Genomic DNA, 24,919 nt, shown 5'->3' with positions numbered 1-24,919 from the left:
CTCCTTTTTATCAAATTCCGTTATGGTTGTTGTATGTCATTCCTGCGAAAGCAGGAGTGACATACATTACCCAAAAATCTTCATCAGTTCTTCCCATTCTCTCTTAGTCATATCACTAGTTTCATGGGTAACTTTTTCACCGTTTATCATTCTTTTAATTACATCCAAACCTTTACGTGAAATATTTGCTCCCTGTAAACGATATTCTTCAAAAGCTTCGTAAGCAAAAGGAACCCAAGCTTTGACTATCTCAAGCATCTTTTCAGCATAAACTCTAATTTCATATTGAGCGTGAGGGTCGGCTCGCAATCTTAAAAAATGAAGTAAATTATGTAAATTAATCTTCCAATACCATTCCGTATAATAATTTAAAGTTAAATTCATACGAGCAAGCTCTCTTGCTATCCCTGTTGCGTTCTCATCTATAATATTACCCTCTTCATCGGCATTCATCAGTTCCTTATAATGCCCGTAGCACTGTCTAGCATCTTCCTCTAAAATTGCAAGGACCTTTTCAGCCACTTCTTTCGGTAAGCTATCTCCTGCCCTACATTGTTTATTTACAGCAGATTGGGAAGCAATATTTGCCGGTTCAGGTAGATAAAATTCATTACCTAAAATAGAATACCTTGCCGAATATTCGTTAACGCTAGCTGTTCTATGCCTAATCCATTGCCTTGCAATAAATATCGGTAGTTTAATATGGAACTTGATATCACACATCTCAAAAGGAGTGGTATGATAATGACGAAGCAAGTAGTTTATCAGCCCTTTATCTTGATTTAATTGCTTCGTACCCTTACCGTAAGAAACACGAGCTGCTTGTACTATAGCACTATCATCCCCCATATAGTCGATCACTCTAATAAAGCCGTAATCTAACACTTTTATAGGCTCATATAAGATTTCTTCAAGTGCCGGGACTGTTACTCTTTTTGTGGTGTTGTGCATTCTATTTATCCTTTATGTTTTTCTTTAAATTAACCTTTCCGATGTCATTCCCGCAGAACGTTGTTGCGTGCATCCCGATGTCATTCCTGCATTGTTGCATGGCTCATTTTATGTCATTCCTGCGAAAGCAGGAATCCAGCGTAAAGCGAGATAAATCAAGCTTTTAAAAAGCTTTAAAGTATTGGATTGGATTCCTGCTTTTCCGGGAATGACATCGATCCTTAAGTTGACACCCATACACTTCTACAGGAATGACATAAAGTTATGGCCAATAACTATATAAATTCTTACTGTTTCTTTTTAGCCATAATTTTGCCGGTTGGTATTCGGGATATATATCCTCAACTAGCTCCCAAAAATTTTTACTATGGTTCATTTCTTTTAAATGTGCCATTTCATGAGCTACTAAATATTTCAGTACTTCAAAGGGGGCAAAAACTACCCGCCAATTAAAAACAAGATTCCCTTTGCTACAACAACTCCCCCAACGGCTAACATTTTCCATTATTCTAATATTAGAATAAGTCAAATTATGTTTTTTAGATATATTCTCTACTATTATTTTTATTTCTGCTAATAATTTCTTTTTAAGGAATACTTCTATACTAAGTTTTTTTAGTACCTGACTACAATACACTTCTAACGTAGAATCATTGAATTTTATCTGATTTTTAGACGAATCAATATGTATTATTTCATAAGATTTACCCAAAATAGAAATCTTATCTTCATCTTTTGGTATCACAGTTACATTACGACGTAATTTTTGCCTAACCCAATATTCTTTACTTAACAAAAAATTATGACCTTTTTCGGCTTTTACCTTAAGAGGTAATACAAGCTCTGCACCTTTAGACGTAATGCGGATGGCTATATTTTGAGCTTTGCTACTCCTTCTTACTATAACATTTTGAGGTTCACCATATTTGGTAAGAGTAATAAAATCTTCCATTTAAAATTCTATATACTTATTAGGATCAACTGCTATTTTATTTTTACGCATAGCAAAATATAATTTATGTTCTACATGTCCGATAACACTATTTCTAGCAATTTTATCACCTTTTTTCAGTAATAAATCATCTAAACTCGCATATGCTACTTCTAGATCGTCTTTATCTAATTTAACTATTACTAAATTACCGAATTGCTTATTATAACCTGAATATATTACCGTTCCTGCAGCTATCGATTTAACTTCACTATATTCTTTAGCTGCAATATCTATCCCTTTACTTTTACCGGCTTTAAACTCGGTAATCATTACCCCATTTAACGGTTTTACAAAGTTTAATTGTTCTATCGCTTCTTCATCTTCGTCTTCATTCCAAGACATAGGAATCTCAATATCATCATTATCATATTCTATAATTTTTGCCTTTGGTTCTTCGAGTCTACCGCTAACTTTTTCTGACACAGGATTGTCTTCCATAGTTCTTTGCACTATCATGCCCTCATCGTGATTTAGTTTGGTAGAATTATTATTTGCAGTAACATCTCCTACTTTATACTCAATTGGAGCCGGTGGCTGATCAACACAAGCAACTAAACAAAAACATATAACGATACTAAGTACAACAGGATATTTCATATATTTATATTTACATTTACATTAGAAAACAAATCTTACATAGTATATAATTTTTATCATTATTTTCCATCAAAAAATTAACTATGAAAACTTATAATATTGTCATAGCTAGTGATCATTCAGGTTATGAGCTTAAGTCTGAAATTATCAATTATTTAGAGCAGAAATCTCTAAAGATTTATGACTGCGGAACAAATAATACACAAACCGTTGATTATCCTGATTATGCTAAGAAAGTAGTAGATATTATTATTGAAAAATCAGCACCTATCGGTATTTTAATTAGTGATACGGGGATTGGTATGTCTATAGCTGCGAATCGTAGCTCGGAAATAAGAGCCGCTTTGTGCAACGATATATTAACTGCCGAAAATGCTAAAGCGCATAATGACGCTAATATCTTGATACTCGGAGCAAAAACCATAGACCAAAAAATAGTATTTGATATTATAGATAAGTTTTTAACTACCCAATTTGAAGGCGGCAGACATAGCACCCGCCTATCAAAGATAAAATAGTTGTATAAACTGTTAAACATTGTTATTATCCGTCATTGCGAGGAGAGGCAAAGCCTCGATGTGGCAATCTCAGGCATTTTGCACTATTTCATAAGATTGCCACGCTCCTTTCAGTCGCTCGCAATGACGATTCGGTATCCATGCAATAAAGCCAAACTATAATATAAATTATGCTGCTTAATATGAATCTTCAAGAGTTGAAACAAAAATATAATTACGATGTTGCAACAAAAATGATGCAGCAATATCTAGACATTAAATTTGCTCATTTAGATTGTTTACTACTATTTAGAATGGGTGATTTTTATGAAATGTTCTATGAAGATGCAATTCTAGCAAGCAATGTACTTGGCATTGCTTTAACAAAGCGCGGCAAAAACGGCGAAGAAGAAATTGCGATGTGTGGAGTACCTTATCATGCCCTTGAGAATTATTTAACTAAGTTAATTGAAGAAAATTATAAGGTTGCTATTTGTGATCAACTAGAAACACCTGAAGAAGCAAAGAATAGAGGCGGTTATAAAGCGGTAGTTACCAGGGATGTTACACGTATTATAACTCCGGGCACTATAATTGAAGAAAATTTAATTGCTTCAGCCGAACCTAATTATTTAGCAAGTCTTGTAATACCGAAAAATAAAGAAACAGCTAGCCTTTGTTATGTTGATCTTTCTACTTCCGAAATTGTTGTAGTTAATGTACCGGAAACGGAAATTCTTAATGAGCTGGCTCGTTTAAAACCTCGTGAAATTCTGCTTAGCGAAAATCTGAGATCTTCTAATCTTGCGGATAGTATTTTCAAACAATTAAATTTTCGTATTACCTATCAAGTTGATAGTTTTTTTGCGGTTAATAAATGCGAAAAAATCATTTTAGATTTTTATAAAATGAAAGATATTAAAGGAATCGGCGAGATATCTAGTAGTCAAATTTGTGCCATAGGTAGTGTTTTAGAATATTTATCGTTAACGCAAAAACAAAATATTCCTCATTTGCCAATCCCTAGAATTATCAATTTTCATAGCTATATGACTATTGATTTCTCTACTAGACGCAACCTTGAAATTGTAACAAACTCACAAGGCGACTTGCAAGGAAGTTTATTAAGCACCCTTAATCATACGGTTACTAAACAAGGCGGACGTTTACTATATAATTTTCTTTCAAGTCCTTTAACCAACATTGCTAAAATAAATCATCGTTTAAATATTACCGAATTCTTTTATTCCAACTTAGAAATAGTAAAAAAAATTAGAGAACTTCTAAAAAAAACTAGTGATATAGAACGCTGCTTAACACGTATTACGATGAACAGAAGTTCAGGTCGTGATTTACTTAGCATTAAATATACTTTAGAAACGGCAACGATTATTAAAGGAGTATTCTTTGACGCTTACGGTTTTAATTTACCTGATTTTATCGCAAAAATTATTAAACCTCTATCAGGCGATACAGAATTATATAATTTAATAGACGAAACAATACGAGAAGACGCACCGAATAATTTAAATGACGGAGGTATAATAAAACATGAATATCATCCGAAAGTAGTCCAATTACATGATTTAATTAATAACGGAAAATTACATATTGAAAAGCTAAAAGATCAATATCGCAAAGAAACGGGAATAGACAGTTTAAAAATATCTCATAATAATGTTATAGGGCTTTTTATCGATATCACCGCTAAAAATGTTAATAAAATCCTTGATCCCAAATTTATTCACCGTCAAACAACGGTTAATCATGTTCGTTACACTACTGCTGAACTACAAAAGCTTGAAAGTGAGTTAGTCAACGCTAAAACCTTAGTAATAAGCTTAGAAAAAGAATTATATGCGGATATTTGTAGCCAAGTAACCGAAAAAACTTCCTATTTACGAATGCTTGCAAGCGCCTTAAGCGGGCTTGACGTATTTTGTAATTTTGCTTACATCGCTGATGAATATGATTATGTTAAGCCTGAGTTTACCGATGATTTAAGCTTTGATATCGTTAAAGGACGGCATCCTGTAGTAGAGAAAGCACTACAGCGAGAAAGCAAAAGCTTTGTATATAATGATTGTCATTTATCGGAGCTTGAGCGTATTTGGTTAATTACCGGTCCTAATATGGCAGGTAAAAGTACTTTTTTACGTCAAAACGCCATTATTGCAATCATTGCTCAAATAGGTTCGTTTGTACCGGCCAAAAGTGCTAAAATAGGGGTAGTCGACAAAATATTTAGCCGAATAGGTGCTGCCGATGACTTAATTAAGGGACAATCGACCTTTATGGCAGAGATGCTTGAAACCTCGGCAATTCTTGCTCAAGCTACAACAAACTCACTAATCATACTTGATGAGGTAGGTAGAGGCACATCCACTTATGACGGGGTATCTATAGCATGGTCGGTGCTTGAATATATTCATGATAAGCTGAAATGTCGTTGTTTATTTGCAACGCACTATCATGAGCTAACCGTTATGAGTAATTTCCTGCCGGCTTTGCAAAATTATACTATTGCTATTGAGGAGTCAGGTAAAGATATTCTATTTTTACATAATATTATATCAGGTGCTGCCGATAGGTCCTACGGTCTTCATGTTGCGACTCTTGCCGGTCTTCCTACGAGTGTTATAAACAGAGCTGAGCAGATTCTGCTTAAATTTGAAAAAACTTCTACAGGTAAAGGAAAAAATATTTTATCAACGGAATCAAATAATTTGAGTTTGTTTAATCTTGAACCTAATAAAACTACTATAAGCAGCAAATTAGATGAAAAATTCAGCACTATCGATCCTGATAAACTATCCCCTAAAGAAGCGCTTGAGTTAATTTATGAGTTAAAGAAGTTGGTTTGATGCGAGTTTAGCAGTGCCTGCGTGGATCAGTTTTTTCATCATTGCAAAAACTGCACGTTTTGACGAAGCAATCTCAGAAGTTTGTTATTATTTCATGAGATTGCCACGCAGCCTACGGCTGCTCGCAATGACGATCTAGTATCTATGCAACCTTGCCTCCCTTTCCAACCAATATTTACTACAGGCGAAAAAATTAGGATTAGCGAAACTTTCTTTACCGTAAGTAATTTCTTGTCCATGCGTATCTAAAATATTACCACCGCCGGCTTTAATTAAAGCATGACCTGCCGCTATGTCCCATTCCATAGTTTGACCGAATTTTGGATATATATCAGCTGCTCCTTCAGCAATTAAGCATAGTTTAATTGAACTGCCTATTGCATTTATTTGACCGAATGAATACTTACTTAAAAATTCTTTAGTAGCTTTATTTAAATTATAAAAACCTATTACCGCATTAAGCTCTTCATGTTTAGGTTCATGATTAACAAATATTTCTTTAGAATTCTGTTCGATTTTTAACCGACCGTTTACATCGGTATAATATAGCTTTGCTGTTTCAGGGTGATATATCAAGCCGACGGTTGGAAAACCGTTTGCAATAAGCCCTATATTGACCGTATATGTACTTTTACCGTTTACATAGCCCCATGTCCCATCAATAGGATCGATTAACCAAAAAGTATCACTGCTGAATATAGGTAGCGGCTGCTCTTCACATACTATAGCTATTTGAGAGGTTAAGGTTTGTAGAGTTTGATAAATTATTTTACTAATTTCCTTATCGGCATTAGTGACTACTGACCCATCTGATTTAATATCAGTCAATATTCCTGCCTTTTTTATATCTAGTGCAATCTTGCCAGTATTAATAATTAAATCTTTTAAAGCATTAATTAAATTGTCATTCATAATTATTTATTTAACATCTTTGCAGCTGTATCATCTTCTAACCACTGACCGGTATTTAAAAACGTAGATTGCTGCAACTCAGCGATTTGATGATCAGGTGATCCCGGTAACATTTGCCACCCCAAATATTCAATTCCATAATATCCTATATCAACCATACTTAAATAAGAGTCCATATTTTCTAAATCTTTTTTATTATTTGCAAAAATTATTATTTTTTTAGGTTGTTTCGGTATAATTTTTAAGAACTCTATAAGAGCTTGTACTCTATTGATATTACCGGTAAATATTATACCTAAATAAAAAATAGGGGCTTCAGCATCGCTTGGATTAAATCTAAATACATCTTTATCATTAACTTTATTAGTAAAATTAATATTGAGTCCGTAAAGTAAGGTATATAACCATCCTTCATAATTTTCAATTAAATTACATGGGGCCGTTATTTCCTGAAGACCTAAAACCGTTGCACCTTGCTGTTTCATCTTATTAATTAAATCTACCCATTTAGATTCAACAAGCATCATTTGACGCTGCACTATCAATTTTGCAATAGTTTTATTAACTGATGCGTTATCCGCTGCAAGACTATATAAATATTTAGTAAAATTTATATAAGCATTATCCTGATATCGAAATAATTTGGATTTCGGTGTTATGATAGTATTATCTATATTGATAAGTACCAGCGTATCTGCATCTATCTTCGGTAATAAGTTTTTCATTGTTACTGAATCTACGGAGTAAGTAGGAATAATTTGACCGTAGCCCGCATACGAAATAACTAAGCAAAGTAAACTCAATAAAACTTTATTTATTCGTGTCATAAGGATTTTTACCTTTTGCATTATTATTCTTTAAAGGGGGATTATTTCTTTTTAGCTTATTCATTTGAGATATTAAATCATTAATCAGTTTAGTATAATATGCAACATCTTTATTTTTCAGAGTATTTTTATTATTATAATGATAACCAATAAATAATATATTAGAACTATAACTACTAAGTTGAAATTCCATTGAGCTTAGCAATTCTATGCTACTACTAATCATTATAAAGCATTTCGGTATAAAATTCATTTGAACAAGGAAATTGAGCATCATTTCCGCTTCCGATATATTATTACTCGTCAATATACCCTTATAAAATACCGGATAAGTATTAGCAAAACTGTCTAAATTATTAAAAATAATATAATTATTGTTTGGAAAACTATTTGAAAAATCAATATCGAAATTTTTCTTTAAATAATCAGCAAACCATATCTCAAATTTAGGAATATTATTAAAATTACCGGTAAACCCATCATTTACTGCTATTATGGGGATTTTACTATTACTCATTTCATTTACAAAATTTGGAAAATCAGATTCTTGTAATTCTTTCTTATAACTATCATTAGTTAAAATCAATTGATTTATATAAATAGTTTTTGGATTTTTATTAATATTAAGTAAAAGAGGAGTTAGTGTAAGATAAATGTCTTGATCAAGCTGTTCAACGATAGGCACTAAAGACTTAAACAAAAATTCATCTAGAACCGTTACTACTAATAAATCCTGAGGTACATAATTTTTATTATAATTTTCTTTAAAATCTTGCTTTATTTTATTTAAACTATCCACTTCTATAATTTCTGCACGAGCTATAGAAGCAATAAATAATATTAGAATAAATATATATTTTTTAAACATTTATGATTTCCATTTTTTTAAAGGCAGCAGGTCACCCTGTGATTTTCTATGTCATTCCTGCGAAAGCAGGAATCCAGAAAAAATAACCTTAATAATTGGTACATGTTTGAAAAAATAAACATATAAAAGCTTGTTTTTTTATATGTTTTCCTAGATTCCCGCTTTCGCAGGAATGACATATATTAGTGTTACCACATCATACGGCTAATATCAATCCATATTAAATTATAATATGGTAAATATGTTTGGAAGTTTTTTTAGTTTGCTTGGCGGTACTGTTGGAAATGTATTTGGCGGCGGCATATTTTCAAGTGTGGGAAGATTTGTCGGCAAAATGCTTGGTGAGTATTTAGATCCACTAAATCACGAACCGATAGAATATGACAATATTAAAACTTTCCAAGAAAGTTTTAAATATGTAACAGCTAATTATGGCGAACCCATACCGCTAATTTTCGGTACTGCAAGAGTTAACGGAAAAATAATTTGGGCAAATCAAAATAAGCAACTAAATTGTTATGTTCTATAACAAGTTCCGTAGCAAGAGCCGGTAGTAAATAAATCTCTTTAGGATACGAGTCTAGAGCTGATAAAATATAACTATTACCGAATAATAATTTGCTTGCAATTAGCTCACTAACAAAATCCGCTCCGGCTTTTTTGGGATTAGGTTTTTTTAGTAAATAATGTACCGGATGGTCTAATATTACTTCTCCGGTTTTACTTTTAAGCACTTTCCACGGAACATGTCCCACCGATTGTGCAATTAAATTAATACATATATATACTATAACATTTTCTCGATAAGTTTCTATGCCGACTCTGACTCTTTTTAAATTACCATATGCAATGTCGTTTAGTTCAATAAAATTTTGTGATTTGGTAGTACTATTCTTCCAAAACTTTTTCCAATAATTTTGTATCATATATCCTAATATATTTGTTATTTTCAGGATTATATAATGATTTGGGAGGTACACTAAGAGAGCTTAATAAGATGTTAATGTTCGTTAATGTAATTAAAATTATTTCTTTACAAATAGAAAGATATACTATTTGTTATAAAACATATTACTATGAAATATAGCAACTTGATAGGATATAAAACATGTCTTTACCATCTGAATATTATTCACAATGACCCACAACAGCTTTGAATAAGCTAATAAAATTTTATAAAAACTAAAAAATATGACGAAATAAAATCAATTTTAGCATCTAAGAACAGCTATAATTTGTTAGGGTTACATCATGCCATTATGTCATTTGATCTAGAAACATATAAACTTATTATTTCTTATGCTAACTCTAGCCACTTTACTTCTGCTGAATACGATAGATATATACATAACATCGATGATACATCTATGCTTGATGTAGCAGCATTTATAAATTTTTATACTATACAATATAGAGATACAAAAAGCAGCATGTTGCAAGAGCTGATTAAGTTTAAGAAGAGAGCAACTGAAGAACAAAATAATAATGCAATTAGTGAACTTCAAATAGAAGGATTTGAATTAAAAAATTAGCTAGTTATTTAAGTTTTCAAGAGTTTAAAAGCTTTATTGAAGATAATAAAATTGAGATAAATATTGAAGAACTTAATATTGCAAAATTTAAAATAGAACAATTATCACCGATTGCATAAGTAATTTATAGCGAAAACTCTGGTATTACTATTTTAATGACAAGGGCTTACAATGTAAGCGATTTAAATGACAATATAATTCTTCATAACTATACAAAGCTTTTGCAATGGGGACCTACAAATAAGTTATTAGCCTATATAGCGGCTAATATTAAAGTGCAAGATAGCCTAAAAATAATATTTGATAATAAATCATTTTCTCATTACGATTGAGACAATAACCTAATATGTATAGGCGAAGAAAAATTAAATTTAGAATCAATAATAGCACATGAATTTGGACATTATGCAATAGAGAAAATTTTTTGCAATGCAAGTATCCCACTAAATAATAGTTTTCAAATTTTGAAAGCAGATTTTGTAAAAAATGCACCATATCAAAATGATGATAAAATATTTTTGCCTAAAAATTTTGAAAGCTTAAAGCGCTTAATTAATAGTTCACATGAATATAGTAGAGCGGCAAAACCAATACTTGATTTAACGGCAATTTTAATATTAACACCAGAGGAAAGAAATAAAATTAGTAGTAAATATAACGATAGTAAAGAATTGATTAAATATTTAAAAAACGAGACTATATTACCTATATTTTACTTTAATAATTATAGACCGGAAAAAGCAGATACAAGAGAATTAGAGGAAGTTATAAAAACTAATTCTCATGCCCATATTATGACCAATTTAATTATTAATTTACTAAAATTACCTTGTGTAAAAGAACAGGATTATCATGAATTATTTGCAACTGATCAAAAAGTTCAATTGCAATGTATATTAACCAAGATTCTACCGCAAATAATAAAAGATAAAGATCTTACTAGCGAGCAAGTTTACTACTTAGAAAGAATTGGAGATCTTATACACAGAGAATCAGATGATAGAGCTGCAGAGTGCATAGTTAGGTATCTAGAAATTAGTATAGGTAATTTATTGCATCCCATCGAAGATTCACGTATTATTAATGCAATTCAACCGCTGGCAAATTTTTGGGAGGAACACATAGTCCCTAAAATAGAATCTACTATTATAGGATGTACAAAGGAATATAATTGTGACACATTTGATGGAGCGTAATTAATTTAGCTATTGTTGTGTGGCGCTTTTTATGTCATTCCTGCGAAAGCAGGAATCCAGTACTTTAAAGCTTTTTAAAGATTTTACTTTAAAAGTGAAACAACATAATAAAAAAATCTTTGCAATCAAGATTTTTTTAGCCTGGATCCCTGCTTTCGCAGGGATGACATCACTGGCTTTTCGAACACTATCCGGCACTATAACAAAAAAACCCTAATCACTAAAATTATACCTAATATTTTTTCTAGCAGAACTTATATCTTTTAAACGTTCACAAACCTTTTCAAAGACTTGTTTAGGCAAGATATTTGAAGCATTAATTTGTAAAAATTTATTGTCTTTTAATTTAATCGAAAAAGAAGGCTCTTGAAATTCCGGCCCATCAATTTCTCTAGCAATTTTTATATAATAACCGATTATATGACTGTTGTAATAATCACTTTTACTAATCATTTTCTTAGCTATTTTATTAATCTGCATGTCAGTTTTAGCAGTATAAGTAACCGTAAGGGCAATACCTAGCATAAGACGCTGTCTATGACTAAAAGGAATATCTGAAGATAATATAAATTCCGAAACAAAATTTGCTCTGAGCGTTTTATCAATATTTTTATTATATTGTGCTAGCATTATAGCGAGTTCAATAATAATAAGAGTCGTAGCATCGGAATTAATTAAAAGATATTGTACTGCTTCAATATATTTTTCAATTTTACATATATTTCTATCAAATTTTACTAATCTCTTCACCCTCTCATAAATAATATCTTTTTCTGTTTCATGAGACGGCAACGAGTCAAATCTTACTCCTTCTTTTAAACCGTAATTTGAGATAATAATTTTTTCCGGTGAAAATACCTTAATCATTGCTTTTATTACTAAAACTGCATTATAATTTATGGCTTGCTGCTCGTAATAACTCAGCTTTAATTTATCGATTTGCGATAATTTCTCTAAATATAACTCAAACTCTACACGATTTATTTCAAAATTATGTAAATTTTTAAGGGGATAATTTATAGACTCCATGTATATACGGCTCATTAGACGTAATGCACCGCCAATTAAATATAAATTAGGATAATGTGCAGCTCCAAATTCTTCCTCTAGCATTTTAGTAATCAGCCCGACATCACCAAAATTGCTACTAGCAATAATTTTTGTACCAAGCGGCAATGATTTTAATTTACCGACTTTTTTATTTCCAATCTGTGCAAGCTCAAGACTTCCACCTCCAAGATCGGCTACAATACCGAAAGCATCACTAATACCGGAAATTAATCCGGCAGCAGTTAAATAAGCTTCACGTTCACCTGAGATAATTTCAATATCAATATTGAATCTCTTTTTAATTATAGCTTTGAATTCATCTGCTTTAGGATGCCCCCTAAGTATAGCTGTTGCAACACATCTAATATTAGTAACGGACAGTTTGGTAAAAATATGAATAAGATATTGTAGAGATAAATATGTTTGATGTTTTACGTCTAAATTATCTAAATTAAGTAAATTTGTAAGATAATTTCTAAATTTATAATTAAAAATTTCCGGCGCTCCAAGCTCATCACTTTCATAAACTACAGCTCTTAAAGCATTTGAACCGATATCAATAATAGCTGAACGCATTTTTGGATCTTACTCATTATTTTCCGGAACAGTTATTGTTTCGGTCTCTTCAGAAGCCTTATTATTATTTGCCCTAGGGTCAAAAGGTACTTGAGTAGGTACAAAAGTCGGCGGTAATAATCTACTAGTAAAAAACTTATCTTTGTAATACTTAATTTTACGAGATTTTATAGGCGGAAAGGATTCTATTAAAACAATTTGCTCATCTCTCGGTAACTGTATTACTTCTTGAGGTAAAAGTAAAGCTCTTTGAACCTGAGAAATGTTTTGGGTTCTAGTAGAAATATTAAGATCAAAAAATAAAGGTTTACTAAATGATCTTTGTTCTACCGTCTTATTACCGACAAGCTGCGATATTAAATTTGCCGTTTCATAGTTATTAGCGGCAAAAGTAATACGATATGTTGCATTAGATAAGAAAGAATTCATCCCTGCATCTTCATATGTTCCTTTTAACTGCTGCGTATCTTGAATAATTAAAAATAAACGAACTCTATAACCTCTAAAATAAGCTATACCGGCTTTAAAAGTATCCATCTTCCCAAGCGTCGGGAACTCGTCAAGTAAGAACATTACCCCATACGGCTCTTCCTTTAAATCCGGCATTTTGCGGCTTAAAAATTCTGTCGCCTGCTGATAAAACACCTGCATTAATTTTTGTAAACGCTGTATATTATCGGGTGTTAACCCTACATATACGGTTGTTTTTACTTTTTTAAATTCTTGTATATTGAAATCAGAAGATGCTGTAGCTGAATCAATAAGTGGATTTGCCCATAATTCAAGCGATGAGTTCATTGTAGATATTACGCCGGAACGCTCTTTATCGGCTTTTTGCAAAAATGCAGCAATATTCATATATGCAACAGGATGTATTACACCACCAAACGTATCGAGTACGACCGCTAGATTATAAACTACGTCGTCACTCCTCATAGTACGCACTACTTCACCGAAAGATTTAGTTTTAGTAGGATCGGCTATTAAATATAGAGTTACGCCTAAAAATAAGCTTCGTGCCTCATTATTCCAAAAATCCTTTTCCGGCATTATAAGATTTGAAATTTTTTGAACGTCATCAACCATTTGACCAGGCTTAGTACTAACCCAATCAATCGGATTATAACAATGCGTAACACCATCAGGATTAGAAGGCTCCCATACAAAAACTTTCTGCCCTTGCTTCTCACGCCAACCACTTGTTAACTCGTGATTTTCGAGCTTTATGTCATGCACCACTACCGAATCACCCCAAAATAACAAGTTAGGTATTACAAACCCTACACCTTTACCTGAACCGGTAGGAGCAAATAATAAAGCATGCTGGAACCCGTCTGCAACAAAATATCCACCGGCATCAACACCGATCAGCATACCTTTCTTAGATCTAAGACCCGCAGCCTCTATATCTGACGAACTAGCCCAGCTTGCATTTCCATATACTTTTTCATTTTGTTTGAAAAATTGTAATGATTTTATTCTTTCAAAATTTTTAATGTAAAATATTATAACAATAATAGCCGGACCGAGAAGAGAGGCAAGTAGCTTCCATTTTAAATAATTATAGTCGGCAATTTTTAACTGCCCCCAAACGTTAACAATCCAGTAAGCCCACTTATAAGCAATATTTATAGCATTTATATCTACACCTAAAGCTCCAACCTCATTAGTAAAAATTGCAACAAATGCACCGCTTATCCAAATGGTACAAAAAATAACAACCGGATGAATTATAGCATGACCAAATATATTTCTAGTAACTTTAAGTATCTTATGCCATTCCATGAATTGATATTCCTAGTTTATGCTTATATATTAGTTTTTGCGTGGAGTAATTTTTACGTCATTGCGAGCGACTAAAAGGAGCTTGGCAATCTCAGATTGTGGCCTGAGGTTGCTTCGTCAATTACTTCGTAATTTCCTCGCAATGACGTTTTTAAACCATCTCCTCAGCATTCTTGTTCTTCTTATAATATACTTCCGAAACATATCTTTTCCCGCCGCTACCGCGTTTTAACTGCACAACGATATCTACAACGGTTAAAATATACTTCTTTACTTCTTCAGGCGGCATACCAAGATCTGCTTGCATAACCATAAGCTTTAACTGCTCAATAGCCATAGCGGGACTATCAGCATGCAGCGTTGATATTGAACCAGGGTGACCTGTATTAATAGCACGCAAAAAACTAAAAGCTTCCTTACCTCGAAGCTCACCTACTATAATCCTATCTGGTCTTAAACGCAAACAGGCCTCTATTAAATCTTGAGTAGTAACATTTGCACGCCCCTGTCCTCCTTTGGAAGCCAGTAAATGCACTCTGTTAGGATGGCTTGATAGCACAACCTCACGAGCATCTTCTACAGTAATTAATCTTTCTATTGCAGGTATTTCAGTGAGTGCCGCATTAGTAAAAGTAGTTTTACCGGTTGAAGTACCACCGCTAATTATGATATTTTTCTTTGAAACGACTGCATGTCTAATAAATTCTTTAATCTTTTTTTCAGCTAAGAAATTATTTAAAATTACTGTATCTTCATCTACTAAACTCTCTGTTGCAGTATCATCAAATGCCCCCATTTTAGCATATTCATCTAAAGTTAGATTCATACCGCTAGGCTTTCTTATAGCATAAATGATTTGTCCTATCTCACAAGCAGGAGGAAATACTATTTGAATACGGTAGCCATTCGGCAAAGTTGCCGAAAGAAGCGGCTTTTCTTCTGAAATCATCTGTTCGGTAGATTGAGCGACTAAACGCCCTAATGCAAGTAGATGTTCGCTATCCAGTTCCGGTATTTGCTTAGAATATATATCGCCTTTTTTTTCAACCCATACTTCTCCGGGCTTATTAACCATAATTTCGTTAATACCGTCTTCAGCAAATAAATTTTTAAAAGGAAGTAAAAACGTCTCTAAGGCTGCAAATTCTTCATTCATTTCATTACCTTCGATTTTAATAAAACGGCTTTTGGGAATTTATAATCCTTATTAACATATATTCTAACCGGCGTACCTTGATTAACCGTTGTCGTCGGCTTAAACTGCTGCTGAGTTATCATATTTTGTACAACATTCGTCACATCCGTAAAAGCTTGAGTAGAAGCTTGTTGTGCTTGCGTCGGGGTTGATGCTATAGAGGTAGTAGTAAGCAAACTTAAAGCTGCCGTATTAACTGCCTGTACTAAGGTTTGAAGTCTCTGCTCAGCAGTATTCGCTGAAGAAGCAGTGTGTGCGGTTGTACATGCTTGAGTCATAGTAGTATAAGCAGTCGAAGTTTTATCGGTAATAGCAGCAAGTATATTAGTACAAATTGTCACTATCCTAGTATTTGCATCCATAGCGGTATTAGACGCAATAGTTTGAGCAGTATTTAATAATTGTGTTGCCGTAGCACTACTGGTAGCCGCTGCCTGAGAATCTATAGGAGGCGGCACTAACTTATCAAGGACTTTAGCAAGCCCTATATTAAAGCCGGATTGTAATACGGCATTTGCAAATTGTTCTTTATATTTATTATCAACTCTTCCTTGTAATCCCGGTCTACCTAAATTATCAACTGCAGGTGAGTCGAATTCTATAGTATAACCGTTAGTTAAATCGATTCTATCCCATATTATAGAAACTCTACCGTAACTATCTGACGAAGTTGAGGTTGCATATTTACCGAATATTTTTGACCCTTTCGGTATCAATATAACTTTATCTTTCTCAGAAAATACGTCTCTACTAATAATGGCTCTTATTTCACCGCCGAGATCACTATTTATTGCCGTCTCAAGGACTGCATCAATTAATTTACCGCGTCCGAGAACCAAAGACATATCACCGCGATCTTTAAAGGTCGCTTCTTCCGTAATCTGTTCCGGTGTTTTTTTAGGCTCTACACCACCAATTAACACTATAGCTGATTTTCTTTTTGCGTCACGACGTTGCTTCTCTGCATCACTCTCAACTAACGTTCCTGAAGTCGAAGGCAACGAAACCGGCGGCAATGGAAGCGTTTTGTCTTTATTCTCTTCTACAGAAGTAGTAGGAGGTAAGACCGGTGGAACTTTTACTACCGGAGGCGGTGGAGGAGCGGTGGGCGTCTCAAGCTTAGGCGGATCAGGTAACTTTGGAATCTCCGGAATATTATCATCAACCTCCGTAACAGGTTTTACAATATTACTCGGTATCTGAGTCTCCAGTATTTCTTCTTTTTCAGTACCGAAAAAAAGAGTATAAAAAATATATATAAAAATACCACAAATTACGACTACTATCGCAATACTCTTATTAAAGCTAACCGAAACTTTTGATAATTCTCTTTGTACTTCAGGAAAATCTGCTCCTGATAAAGAACCGGTATTATGATTGTTATTTTGCTCTTCAGCCATATCTAAATTATATTAGTGAAAGTGTTTTTATTGTCATTGTTGCGTGGATCGGTTTTTCCGTCATTGCGAGGAAATTGCAGAACAATTGTACGTACGCAATCTCAGGAGTTTGTATTATTTCATGAGATTGCCACGCAGCCTACGGCTGCTTGCAATGACGTATCTACGCAGAAATGACATCGATTAAAATCTTGCCATGTAATTACTATTTTTCTTAGGGTAGTAAAATTTAATTACATATACTAAATCCCTTTCGTTACCCATCATCAGTTCCGTAGAAGCGATATCAAATTCATATATTCTTTTATTAGTTATAATAGTCATATTTGTACGAATATCTTTTTCAAGAGGCTTAATAAATAATCTATTTGCCAAAGGAGTTATTTTCCAAGCATAAGCATCCCCAAGAATTATATTTTGGATTTCTTCGTTTTTAGCAAATTCTATATGCGATTGAAAGCCAAAATGCAAAACTAATAAATAAACTTCATTTGGATTATATATATAAGTTTTTATCCTATTATCTTTAGTTATAGATAAATCATCTACATAATTATTACTACTATTACATGGATCATCTACAAATGGACATTCTCGTTGTACTGTAAAACCGCTTAATAATATAAAAACTAAAAAATAAAATCTAACTATTGTCATCGTCTACCCTATATCCGTTAACTTGAAACCCTACCGGATTTACATCAAGTTCTGAATCTGTTAATTGCATAGGCACATAAGCATAACTTACTACCGCTATTTTATTATAAACTAATTGGTTTCCTGATGTTTCATTTACGGAAAATCTAACTATATATTTATCTGCTGCGATTTTTGACCATGATTTTACCACTAAAAATGTAGTATTCTCTTCTTTATATTTTAAAGTAGGATCAAAATCTTTATTTCTTATATAGCCAAGATAATTGTAATAAACACTGCTTGTTGAAAATAATCTTATTGTCGTACGAGCTAGCGTCGCAAAATCAACCGGATTATATGTTTCCCGTGCCGTTATGTATTTCTTTATAAAATACCTTGTAAGAGACTCATCCGCCGTTAACACCGGTGATGCAATAGGTTCTACCACCGAGGCACGTCCGGTATTACTATTAAGCTGAATAACAAAAGGATCAAACTGTTTAGATTTTACTACAAATGCTATTACTAAAGTCGATATAACCATAAAAATGATTAGTAGTATTATTAATATGATAAGTAAGTTACGTTGAACAAGTAACTTATCAGATCTCTCTTCATACCAATTCTGAGTAATTTTTAAAGGATTAGCCGATTTAATACTTTCTTGCGTTTGTGTATCTCCTGAACCGCTTTGCGAGTTATTACTTGATTTAAAGAAGCCAAATATATTATTCATATCAAAGGTATTTTTATTATTACATTGTTATTGTGTAAAACTATTACTTTTATGCTATATTTACTGAATTAACAGGTCTTCTTATACAAGGATTTACGCTTACACTTGAACCATCATCTATATCAGCAGAAACGCACGGGCTTTTAATTTCATAAGGAGCTGAAGGGGTACATGACAACAATTGAGCAAGCATAATTAATACTAATAGAAGCTTTAATGATTTTAACATTCTAATTATACATTATTAAATTATCTTGTTACTATTTTATTACCTTACTATACGATAGTTCACAAGCATTTTTTGAAAAAATCTAAAAATCTATTTATAAATATAAAAAAATATTCAAAAGATTGTAAACTATTATACTCTGAAGTAAATAAAGAGTAGTTATACGAAGTGCCGCTTGGGAGCAGAGCGTATACTTAATATGTGGCTACCTGCGGACTTATAAAGACATTGTCGCCAATTTTTCAAGTGGGACGAGTATAACATAATAACTACCATCAATAATTGTTATTGTATAATTTTAATTTATAATTTATTTATTTTAATTTTAAAGTTAAACAATATTTGGTATTGTAGCAACAATATAAACTTATTTTATAGCTTAAATAACATTAAATTAACAAATCATAATCATATTATTATAATAATTATGATAGAGTTAAAACAGAATAAATTAGATATTAATCTAGTAATTATGGACCCATTAACCAACGCAATACAAGAATATATAAAATCCGGCGCATATTTTATTGATGCAAGAAAATGGTATAATTTTAAGTATATCTTACCGTTAAGTCATAGAAGTCTGCTGCTTTTAATATGCACGATTTTTACCTTATTATTAACCTTAATTTGTATAAATATCCACATATTGCTACCAATAAACAAAAAAGTAAGTTATTTAATAAAAGATGATGCCGAAAAACAAGCTGCTGTTACTAATACTAAACATTCAATATTAGCAAATCCTTATATCTCTGTTGCAAATATTATGCTTCAGAATTATGTAAACCAACGAGAAGAATACAATTACGATATATTAAAAGAACAATTTACCTTTATCAAAAATGCTTCTACGAGTATTGTTTATATGCAATTTGCTAATTTTATGAATATTGATAACCCATTATCACCAGTCATAAGATATCAAAAACTATATAGACGCTCAATTAATATATTATCAATTAACAATATAAACGATAACGAGGCAGTTGTTACTTTTGAATCATTGGCAAAAAATAGTACGGGTGCAATTTTAGAAAATATGGTATGGGAAGCAAGAATCGGATTTATAATGGATTCTATCAGTACAAGTACATCACCTGATATGCCGTTCAATTTTACCGTTACTAGTTACAAGCTAAAGTTATTAAGGAATAAAAATCAGAAATAATATGAAGCAACTAATAATATTTTGTACTTTTATAATACTTACATTAGATGTATTTGCTCTTACTATATCACGACCTCTAGGTCGAGACCCACGTCTAAGAGTTATGACTTATAACCCTGACGATGTTTTCAAATTCACAGGATATTACGGCTATCAAGCAAGTATAGAACTAGCAAGAGACGAAGAAATAGTAAGTATTTCTATGGGAGATACTACTTCATGGCAAATAGTACCTGCTGGTCATAGGATTTTTATTAAACCGATGGAACCGGATGCTACTACTAATATGACTTTAATTACTAATAAACGGACTTACTTCTTTGAACTATATGCCGCCGAAACTCTTGATATGCGTGATCCTGAAATGGTCTTTAACGTAAAGTTTCTTTATCCGGATGACGAAAATGACAATATGAGCGGTCATATGCAAACTTTTTCTGCTGCCCTAGCAAGTCCCGACCTAACTCATCCTGAAAAATATAACTTTAATTACTATATTAGCGGCAGCGAAGAAATAGCTCCTATTAAAATTTTTGATGACGGCGAGTTTACTTATCTGCAATTTAGAGATAAAAACGCTGAAATTTCCGGTATTTTTGCTGTAGATGATTCACTGCGAGAATCTTTAGTAAATTATCGCCTTGCTCAAGATAATCCTAATATGGTGATCCTTGAACAAGTTTTTCCTAAGCTCGCTATACGTAAGGGCAAAAAAGTCACATGCGTATTTAATCAATCTTTCAAAGCGTATTAATGTCTACCAACGTCATTGCGAGCGACTAAAAGGAGCGACAATATAATTATGCATCATTTAATATATTTCTTTGCCTTGATCTTACTAACTAGCGGCTTATTTATAATGCTTACAAGTCGTAATTATATTCATAAAATTATCGGGCTTGGAATCTTTCAAAGTTCGGTGTTAGTATTTTATTTAAGTATCGGAAAAATTAAAACAGGCGGTGTACCTATTTTACAAGAGGGCGTCACTACTTACACTAGCCCTTTGCCTCATGTATTAATGCTAACTGCTATAGTAGTTGGGTTTGCTACTCTTAGCGTAGCTTTAAGTTTAATATATCAAATTTATAAACATTTTGGTACAATATCAGAAAATGAAATTAATTTTGATAAATGATTCTAGCTAACCATGTCCCTATCATACAAATATTATTCCCTTTATTCGGGGCTTTACTCTCAATAATATCTTTTCGCTTTATTACCTTTGCACGAGTAATTACTACGGTTTGCATTTTATCTAGCCTTTTGGTCAGTGTTTATGGATATAGCATTATACAAAATACGGAGCTATCTTATACCATGGGAGGATGGACTTCAAAAACAGGAATAGAATATCGGCTAAATGCACTAAACCAAGCTATTATTATTTATCTTAACTTGGTTTTATTATTCTTTTTAGTTTTTTGTCATAAGATTACTAATCAAACTATCTTAAAATATATAAACAATAATAGAAAATCTTTATTTTACGGTATATTATTATTCGCTCATACGGGCTATTTAGGGATGATTGCTACTCACGATTTTTTTAATCTATATATATTTATAGAGATTTCGGCACTTAGTAGCTATGTCCTGATAGCCTCAGGTAATAATCCAAAATCTTTAATCGGAGCTTTTGATTATTTGATAATAGGTAGTATCGGTGCAACTCTTATTCTTATATCTATAGGATTTTTGCTAAGCATTACGGGTAGTTTGAATATGGCAGAAATTGCAGCTTATTTACAAGAACATAATAATTCCCGTATAATCGCTATAGCTATCGGTTTTTTCTTAATAGGTGCTATTTTAAAAACAGCTTTTTTCCCTATGCATTTTTGGATGATGAGAGCTTATAATAACACGGCTTCAGTTATTTTAGTATATTTAGCAGGGATTTCTACTATAATAGGAATATATATAATATATAAATTTACTTATATTATTATAGGCTATGAGACAATTAAAACGGCTATTACAAATTTTATAAAACCTATCGCTTTAGCTACTCTTATTATAGCCCCGTATTTTGCTTACCAAGCAAAATATTTCAAGAATATTATAATTTATTCATGTTTCACTCAAATAGGTTACGTATTTTTATTATACGTAACCGAAAACGGTATAATAGTTTTACCAAGTTTATTACTTGCGGATAGTATAAATAAAATAGCTCTTTTCTTGATAGATGCTTATAATGCAAGCTATAAAAGAGAGCCTAACAAAGTTTTAATAATAATTGCTATTATTTGCAGCTGTGGCTTACCTATCAGTCCATTATTTTTTATCAAAGTAAATATTCTTGAATTATTATTAACACAAAATCTACTATTAGATTTTATTATAATTTTACTTAGCTCCGTAGGATCGTTATTTTACCATTATAAAATGGTACTATTGTCATTCCCGCGAAAGCAGGAATCCAGTAATTAAACAATATAAACACAGTAAGTTTTTAAAACTAAAAGCACGATTTATCTCGCTTTTTCTGGATTCCCACTTTTAGCTAGGCATGACATAGCAAGCCATACAGGTAATGCTCTAACCATACTATCAAAAAAAGTATAACAGCTTATCATGATTACACAATTTACTACTCTGAGTCTTTTGATTCTATCAACTTTGCTAGTTGGTGCATTAAACTTAACTAGCCCGTATGCCACTCAACAAGATAGCTTTATACGTAATTTTTTACTTATTACTATCGCTATTTTTTTCTTTGGTAATATTTTAATTATAGACTGGTTGTTTTTAAAAGGTATTAGAGCAGGATTTGAATTTAATATATTCGGTAATTACTCTATAGGATTCCATCTTGAACCTTTAGGGCTTATTTTCTTAAGCTTAATAGGCTTTTTATGGATTTGTGCTTTACTTTACACTCCTAAATATCTTGCTATTAATAATATAGACTATTCTTCTAGATTCTTATTTTTCTTTAACTTAACTATTCTAATCGGTGTTTTAATTGCTTTATCTAGCAATTTATTCACAATGTTTATTTGCTATGAGCTTTTAACTATTTCTACAGCTTTTTTAATAGGACATACCAAAAATAATATAGTACTTAGCGGGTTATATAAATATCTAAAAATTCTGATGATTTCTGCCACGATATTATTTTTACCGGCAGTGATAATTATTTATACTAAAGCCGGTAACGGAGATTTTGCAAGTGGGAGTTTAGTAGAAAATTATTTTTCCAAAAACCAGTCAATTATTTTATTGTTAATGTTTATTTGCGGTATTGCTAAAACTGCAATTTTTCCGGTGCATTCATGGCTTCCTGCTGCAATGGTTGCACATTACCCCATTAGTAGTTTGCTGCATGCCGTAATAGTGGTTAAAACCGGATTATTTTGTATTTACAAAATCCTATTATATATATTCGGTTTATCGTATTTACAAATGATATTTGCCGAGTTTAACTGGTTAACTTTTATACCGATAGTAAGCATATTTTATAGCTCAATCAAAGCCCTAAACACGGATAATATCAAAAAAATACTCGCCTATTCTACTATGAACCAATTAAGCCTTGCATTGCTTAGTGCTTTCATGTTAACACCTAAGGCACTTGGAGCCGCAATACTCCATTTAGTTTCACACTCTTTTACAAAAATCTGCTTATTTTATAGTATGGGAAGTATTTACAGTTTAAAGAAAGCCGATCAAGTACAGAATTTACATGGTACATCCAAAGAATTTCCTTTAATTGCTTTTATTATATCTATCTCTTCATTATCATTAATCGGTATACCTATCTTTAGCGGATTTATTAGCAAATTCTCAATATTACTTGCCGCAAGCGAACAGAATCAAATCATTGTTATGATTGTCGTAATAGCTAGTAGTATATTCTCAAGCCTTTACCTGCTCAAAATATTAAGCTCTATTTATAAACCTTCTTTAGTAGAATCTAGCGTAACAAAACCACTCCCCTACTCTATGCAAATTAGTATAATAATGTGCTGCTGTGCCGTAACTCTTTTCTATTTTATTCAAATCTTAATCAGAGAATTTTTAGCTTATATTACATAAACATATTTACATAATTTACACATAATCATATAATTATGTATACCGCAGATACTTCAAAAGTTGGAAGTCAAATAAGCAGTGCGCCTGCACAGCGTACAAATAGTACGTGAGCACAGGCGAATCCCGAAATTTGACGTACCAAATCTTGAAGTATCAAAGATATAAATATGGATGGCACAAATTATTAGAGCGAATTTGTACGATCTTTTTCAGATATTATGAATAGAGTTTACTATAAAGGCGAAAGCTTTGACGTTCAAAAAGGTAATCATATCGTAGCAAGGATTACGCCTGCAGAAATCAAGCCTTCTGTAGCAGTAAGAGACTTAGAGGAAGCTTTTAAAAATGGTCCACATCTTGATCCTCAAGATGCTGATCAATGCATGAAAAATCTCGAAGAAATAAGACGCAATACAATACTAAACAAGATATTAAAAAATTGGTTGAAAGATGGGATTAATTATTGATACTGCTATAATCATAGCTTTAGAAAGAAGAAAGGTAAGTACTAAGCAATGGTCACATTACGGTCATGCTTATATTAGCCCTATTGTGTTAACTGAACTATTAATAGGAGTAGATAGAGTCAAGAATGAGAATAAACGTATAAAATGTTTAGCTTTTATAGAATACGTAAAAAGTCTGTTTACTATATTACCTTTCGGTATTGGAGAAGTATATACATGATGCACGTATTATTCATGATTTATACACACAACGTATAACTATAGGAACTCATGATATGCTTATTGCAACAATAGCTATTACAAAAGGTTTTCCGATATTAACTCTAAATGTAAAAGACTTTAAGAGAATCCAGGGACTAGAGGTTTTAACAGTTTCTTCTAAAGATTAA

General features: G+C 32.2%; 25 protein-coding genes and 3 pseudogenes. 14 read left to right on the top strand and 14 right to left on the bottom strand.

Features of this window, described 5'->3' with window-relative positions:
* Positions 1-66: 66 nt before the first annotated feature.
* From thyX to A3305_RS05275, 3 genes are all read right to left on the bottom strand, one after another.
* Entirely contained in the window at positions 67-951 is an 885-nt protein-coding gene (gene thyX / locus A3305_RS05285; RefSeq protein WP_014392052.1) for an FAD-dependent thymidylate synthase, read from the bottom strand.
* Positions 952-1,213: 262 nt separating this feature from the next.
* Positions 1,214-1,903: a M48 family metallopeptidase gene (locus tag A3305_RS05280; RefSeq protein WP_014392051.1), complete on the bottom strand. Its 690-nt coding sequence runs from the start codon at positions 1,901-1,903 to the stop codon at positions 1,214-1,216.
* Complete coding sequence (locus tag A3305_RS05275; RefSeq protein ID WP_014392050.1) at positions 1,904-2,542, bottom strand: murein hydrolase activator EnvC family protein; 639 nt, start codon at positions 2,540-2,542, stop codon at positions 1,904-1,906.
* A gap of 83 nt (positions 2,543-2,625) precedes the next feature.
* Here A3305_RS05275 and rpiB point away from each other — a divergent pair, with 83 nt between their 5' ends.
* Both rpiB and mutS read left to right on the top strand, forming a co-directional pair.
* Positions 2,626-3,060, top strand: coding sequence for a ribose 5-phosphate isomerase B (gene rpiB / locus A3305_RS05270; RefSeq protein ID WP_014392049.1), 435 nt, complete (start codon positions 2,626-2,628; stop codon positions 3,058-3,060).
* Between the two features lie 170 nt (positions 3,061-3,230).
* Positions 3,231-5,903 carry a DNA mismatch repair protein MutS gene (mutS, locus tag A3305_RS05265; RefSeq protein ID WP_193353166.1) on the top strand — a complete coding sequence of 891 codons (2,673 nt, stop codon included), beginning with the start codon at positions 3,231-3,233 and terminating at the stop codon, positions 5,901-5,903.
* 135 nt (positions 5,904-6,038) lie between these two features.
* Here the strand turns inward: mutS and A3305_RS05255 are convergent, their stop codons facing one another.
* Genes A3305_RS05255 through A3305_RS05245 form a run of 3 tightly spaced genes read right to left on the bottom strand, consistent with a single transcriptional unit; the run spans position 6,039 to position 8,510 of the window.
* Entirely contained in the window at positions 6,039-6,815 is a 777-nt protein-coding gene (locus tag A3305_RS05255) for a 3'(2'),5'-bisphosphate nucleotidase CysQ (protein ID WP_014392047.1), read from the bottom strand.
* Between the two features lie 2 nt (positions 6,816-6,817).
* Positions 6,818-7,663 carry a DUF2608 domain-containing protein gene (locus tag A3305_RS05250; RefSeq protein WP_014392046.1) on the bottom strand — a complete coding sequence of 282 codons (846 nt, stop codon included), beginning with the start codon at positions 7,661-7,663 and terminating at the stop codon, positions 6,818-6,820.
* The gene (locus tag A3305_RS05245; protein ID WP_014392045.1) at positions 7,626-8,510 is read right to left on the bottom strand and encodes a DUF2608 domain-containing protein; all 885 of its coding nucleotides are present in this window, start codon (positions 8,508-8,510) and stop codon (positions 7,626-7,628) included. Before A3305_RS05245 ends, A3305_RS05250 begins: the two co-directional genes overlap by 38 nt.
* 241 nt (positions 8,511-8,751) lie before the next feature.
* Here A3305_RS05245 and A3305_RS05240 point away from each other — a divergent pair, with 241 nt between their 5' ends.
* Positions 8,752-9,039 (top strand): hypothetical protein, encoded by a 288-nt coding sequence (locus tag A3305_RS05240; protein ID WP_014392044.1) that lies wholly within the window; start codon positions 8,752-8,754, stop codon positions 9,037-9,039.
* Here A3305_RS05240 and A3305_RS11540 read toward each other — a convergent pair.
* Positions 8,981-9,244 carry a hypothetical protein gene (locus tag A3305_RS11540; protein WP_306765142.1) on the bottom strand — a complete coding sequence of 88 codons (264 nt, stop codon included), beginning with the start codon at positions 9,242-9,244 and terminating at the stop codon, positions 8,981-8,983. The genes A3305_RS05240 and A3305_RS11540 overlap by 59 nt on opposite strands.
* A gap of 501 nt (positions 9,245-9,745) precedes the next feature.
* Between A3305_RS11540 and A3305_RS05230 the strand changes: the two genes are divergently transcribed.
* The 3 genes from A3305_RS05230 to A3305_RS11535 all read left to right on the top strand — a co-directional run bounded on the left by A3305_RS05230 (position 9,746) and on the right by A3305_RS11535 (position 11,455).
* Entirely contained in the window at positions 9,746-10,042 is a 297-nt protein-coding gene (locus A3305_RS05230) for a hypothetical protein (protein ID WP_014392042.1), read from the top strand.
* Positions 10,043-10,506: 464 nt separating this feature from the next.
* Complete coding sequence (locus A3305_RS10560) at positions 10,507-11,238, top strand: hypothetical protein (protein WP_231289081.1); 732 nt, start codon at positions 10,507-10,509, stop codon at positions 11,236-11,238.
* A gap of 31 nt (positions 11,239-11,269) precedes the next feature.
* On the top strand, positions 11,270-11,455 hold the full coding sequence (locus tag A3305_RS11535; RefSeq protein WP_041860501.1) for a hypothetical protein: 186 nt from the start codon (positions 11,270-11,272) through the stop codon (positions 11,453-11,455).
* Here A3305_RS11535 and A3305_RS05210 read toward each other — a convergent pair.
* The 7 genes from A3305_RS05210 to A3305_RS05180 form a co-directional block, all read right to left on the bottom strand.
* Positions 11,452-12,864 (bottom strand): Ppx/GppA phosphatase family protein, encoded by a 1,413-nt coding sequence (locus A3305_RS05210; protein WP_014392040.1) that lies wholly within the window; start codon positions 12,862-12,864, stop codon positions 11,452-11,454. The two genes, A3305_RS11535 and A3305_RS05210, sit on opposite strands and share 4 nt — an antisense overlap.
* Before the next feature lie 9 nt (positions 12,865-12,873).
* Positions 12,874-14,649 carry a type IV secretory system conjugative DNA transfer family protein gene (locus A3305_RS05205; RefSeq protein WP_014392039.1) on the bottom strand — a complete coding sequence of 592 codons (1,776 nt, stop codon included), beginning with the start codon at positions 14,647-14,649 and terminating at the stop codon, positions 12,874-12,876.
* A 151-nt stretch (positions 14,650-14,800) separates the two neighbouring features.
* Positions 14,801-15,805, bottom strand: a complete 1,005-nt coding sequence (gene virB11 / locus A3305_RS05200; RefSeq protein WP_014392038.1) for a P-type DNA transfer ATPase VirB11 — start codon at positions 15,803-15,805, stop codon at positions 14,801-14,803.
* The gene (locus A3305_RS05195; protein WP_014392037.1) at positions 15,802-17,244 is read right to left on the bottom strand and encodes a TrbI/VirB10 family protein; all 1,443 of its coding nucleotides are present in this window, start codon (positions 17,242-17,244) and stop codon (positions 15,802-15,804) included. The genes virB11 and A3305_RS05195 overlap by 4 nt, the downstream gene beginning before the upstream one ends.
* A 183-nt stretch (positions 17,245-17,427) precedes the next feature.
* On the bottom strand, positions 17,428-17,901 hold the full coding sequence (locus A3305_RS05190; protein WP_014392036.1) for a TrbG/VirB9 family P-type conjugative transfer protein: 474 nt from the start codon (positions 17,899-17,901) through the stop codon (positions 17,428-17,430).
* Positions 17,888-18,619 (bottom strand): virB8 family protein, encoded by a 732-nt coding sequence (locus A3305_RS05185; protein WP_014392035.1) that lies wholly within the window; start codon positions 18,617-18,619, stop codon positions 17,888-17,890. Before A3305_RS05185 ends, A3305_RS05190 begins: the two co-directional genes overlap by 14 nt.
* A gap of 49 nt (positions 18,620-18,668) precedes the next feature.
* Positions 18,669-18,848 (bottom strand): DUF2706 domain-containing protein, encoded by a 180-nt coding sequence (locus A3305_RS05180; RefSeq protein ID WP_014366024.1) that lies wholly within the window; start codon positions 18,846-18,848, stop codon positions 18,669-18,671.
* Between the two features lie 472 nt (positions 18,849-19,320).
* Between A3305_RS05180 and A3305_RS05175 the strand changes: the two genes are divergently transcribed.
* The 8 genes and pseudogenes from A3305_RS05175 (at position 19,321) to vapC (ending at position 24,919) form a co-directional block, all read left to right on the top strand.
* Positions 19,321-20,019 carry a virB8 family protein gene (locus A3305_RS05175; protein ID WP_014392034.1) on the top strand — a complete coding sequence of 233 codons (699 nt, stop codon included), beginning with the start codon at positions 19,321-19,323 and terminating at the stop codon, positions 20,017-20,019.
* Between the two features lies 1 nt (position 20,020).
* Positions 20,021-20,773 (top strand): P-type conjugative transfer protein VirB9, encoded by a 753-nt coding sequence (gene virB9 / locus A3305_RS05170; RefSeq protein ID WP_010977039.1) that lies wholly within the window; start codon positions 20,021-20,023, stop codon positions 20,771-20,773.
* Between the two features lie 48 nt (positions 20,774-20,821).
* Positions 20,822-21,157 carry a Na+/H+ antiporter subunit C gene (locus tag A3305_RS05165; protein WP_014392033.1) on the top strand — a complete coding sequence of 112 codons (336 nt, stop codon included), beginning with the start codon at positions 20,822-20,824 and terminating at the stop codon, positions 21,155-21,157.
* Positions 21,154-22,455 carry a proton-conducting transporter membrane subunit gene (locus tag A3305_RS05160; protein WP_014392032.1) on the top strand — a complete coding sequence of 434 codons (1,302 nt, stop codon included), beginning with the start codon at positions 21,154-21,156 and terminating at the stop codon, positions 22,453-22,455. Before A3305_RS05165 ends, A3305_RS05160 begins: the two co-directional genes overlap by 4 nt.
* Positions 22,456-22,599: 144 nt before the next feature.
* The gene (locus tag A3305_RS05155) at positions 22,600-24,063 is read left to right on the top strand and encodes a proton-conducting transporter membrane subunit (RefSeq protein WP_014392031.1); all 1,464 of its coding nucleotides are present in this window, start codon (positions 22,600-22,602) and stop codon (positions 24,061-24,063) included.
* Positions 24,064-24,095: 32 nt separating this feature from the next.
* Positions 24,096-24,225: pseudogene (locus A3305_RS05150) on the top strand (palindromic element RPE5 domain-containing protein); the annotation flags it as partial.
* 56 nt (positions 24,226-24,281) lie between these two features.
* Positions 24,282-24,523 (top strand): annotated as a pseudogene (locus A3305_RS05145) (antitoxin).
* A pseudogene (gene vapC, locus A3305_RS08950) lies at positions 24,514-24,919 on the top strand (ribonuclease VapC). Before A3305_RS05145 ends, vapC begins: the two co-directional pseudogenes overlap by 10 nt.

Origin of the sequence: Rickettsia amblyommatis, assembly GCF_002078335.1 — a bacterium.
Lineage (GTDB): Bacteria > Pseudomonadota > Alphaproteobacteria > Rickettsiales > Rickettsiaceae > Rickettsia > Rickettsia rickettsii.
This window is presented reverse-complemented; position numbering and strand designations above follow the sequence as displayed.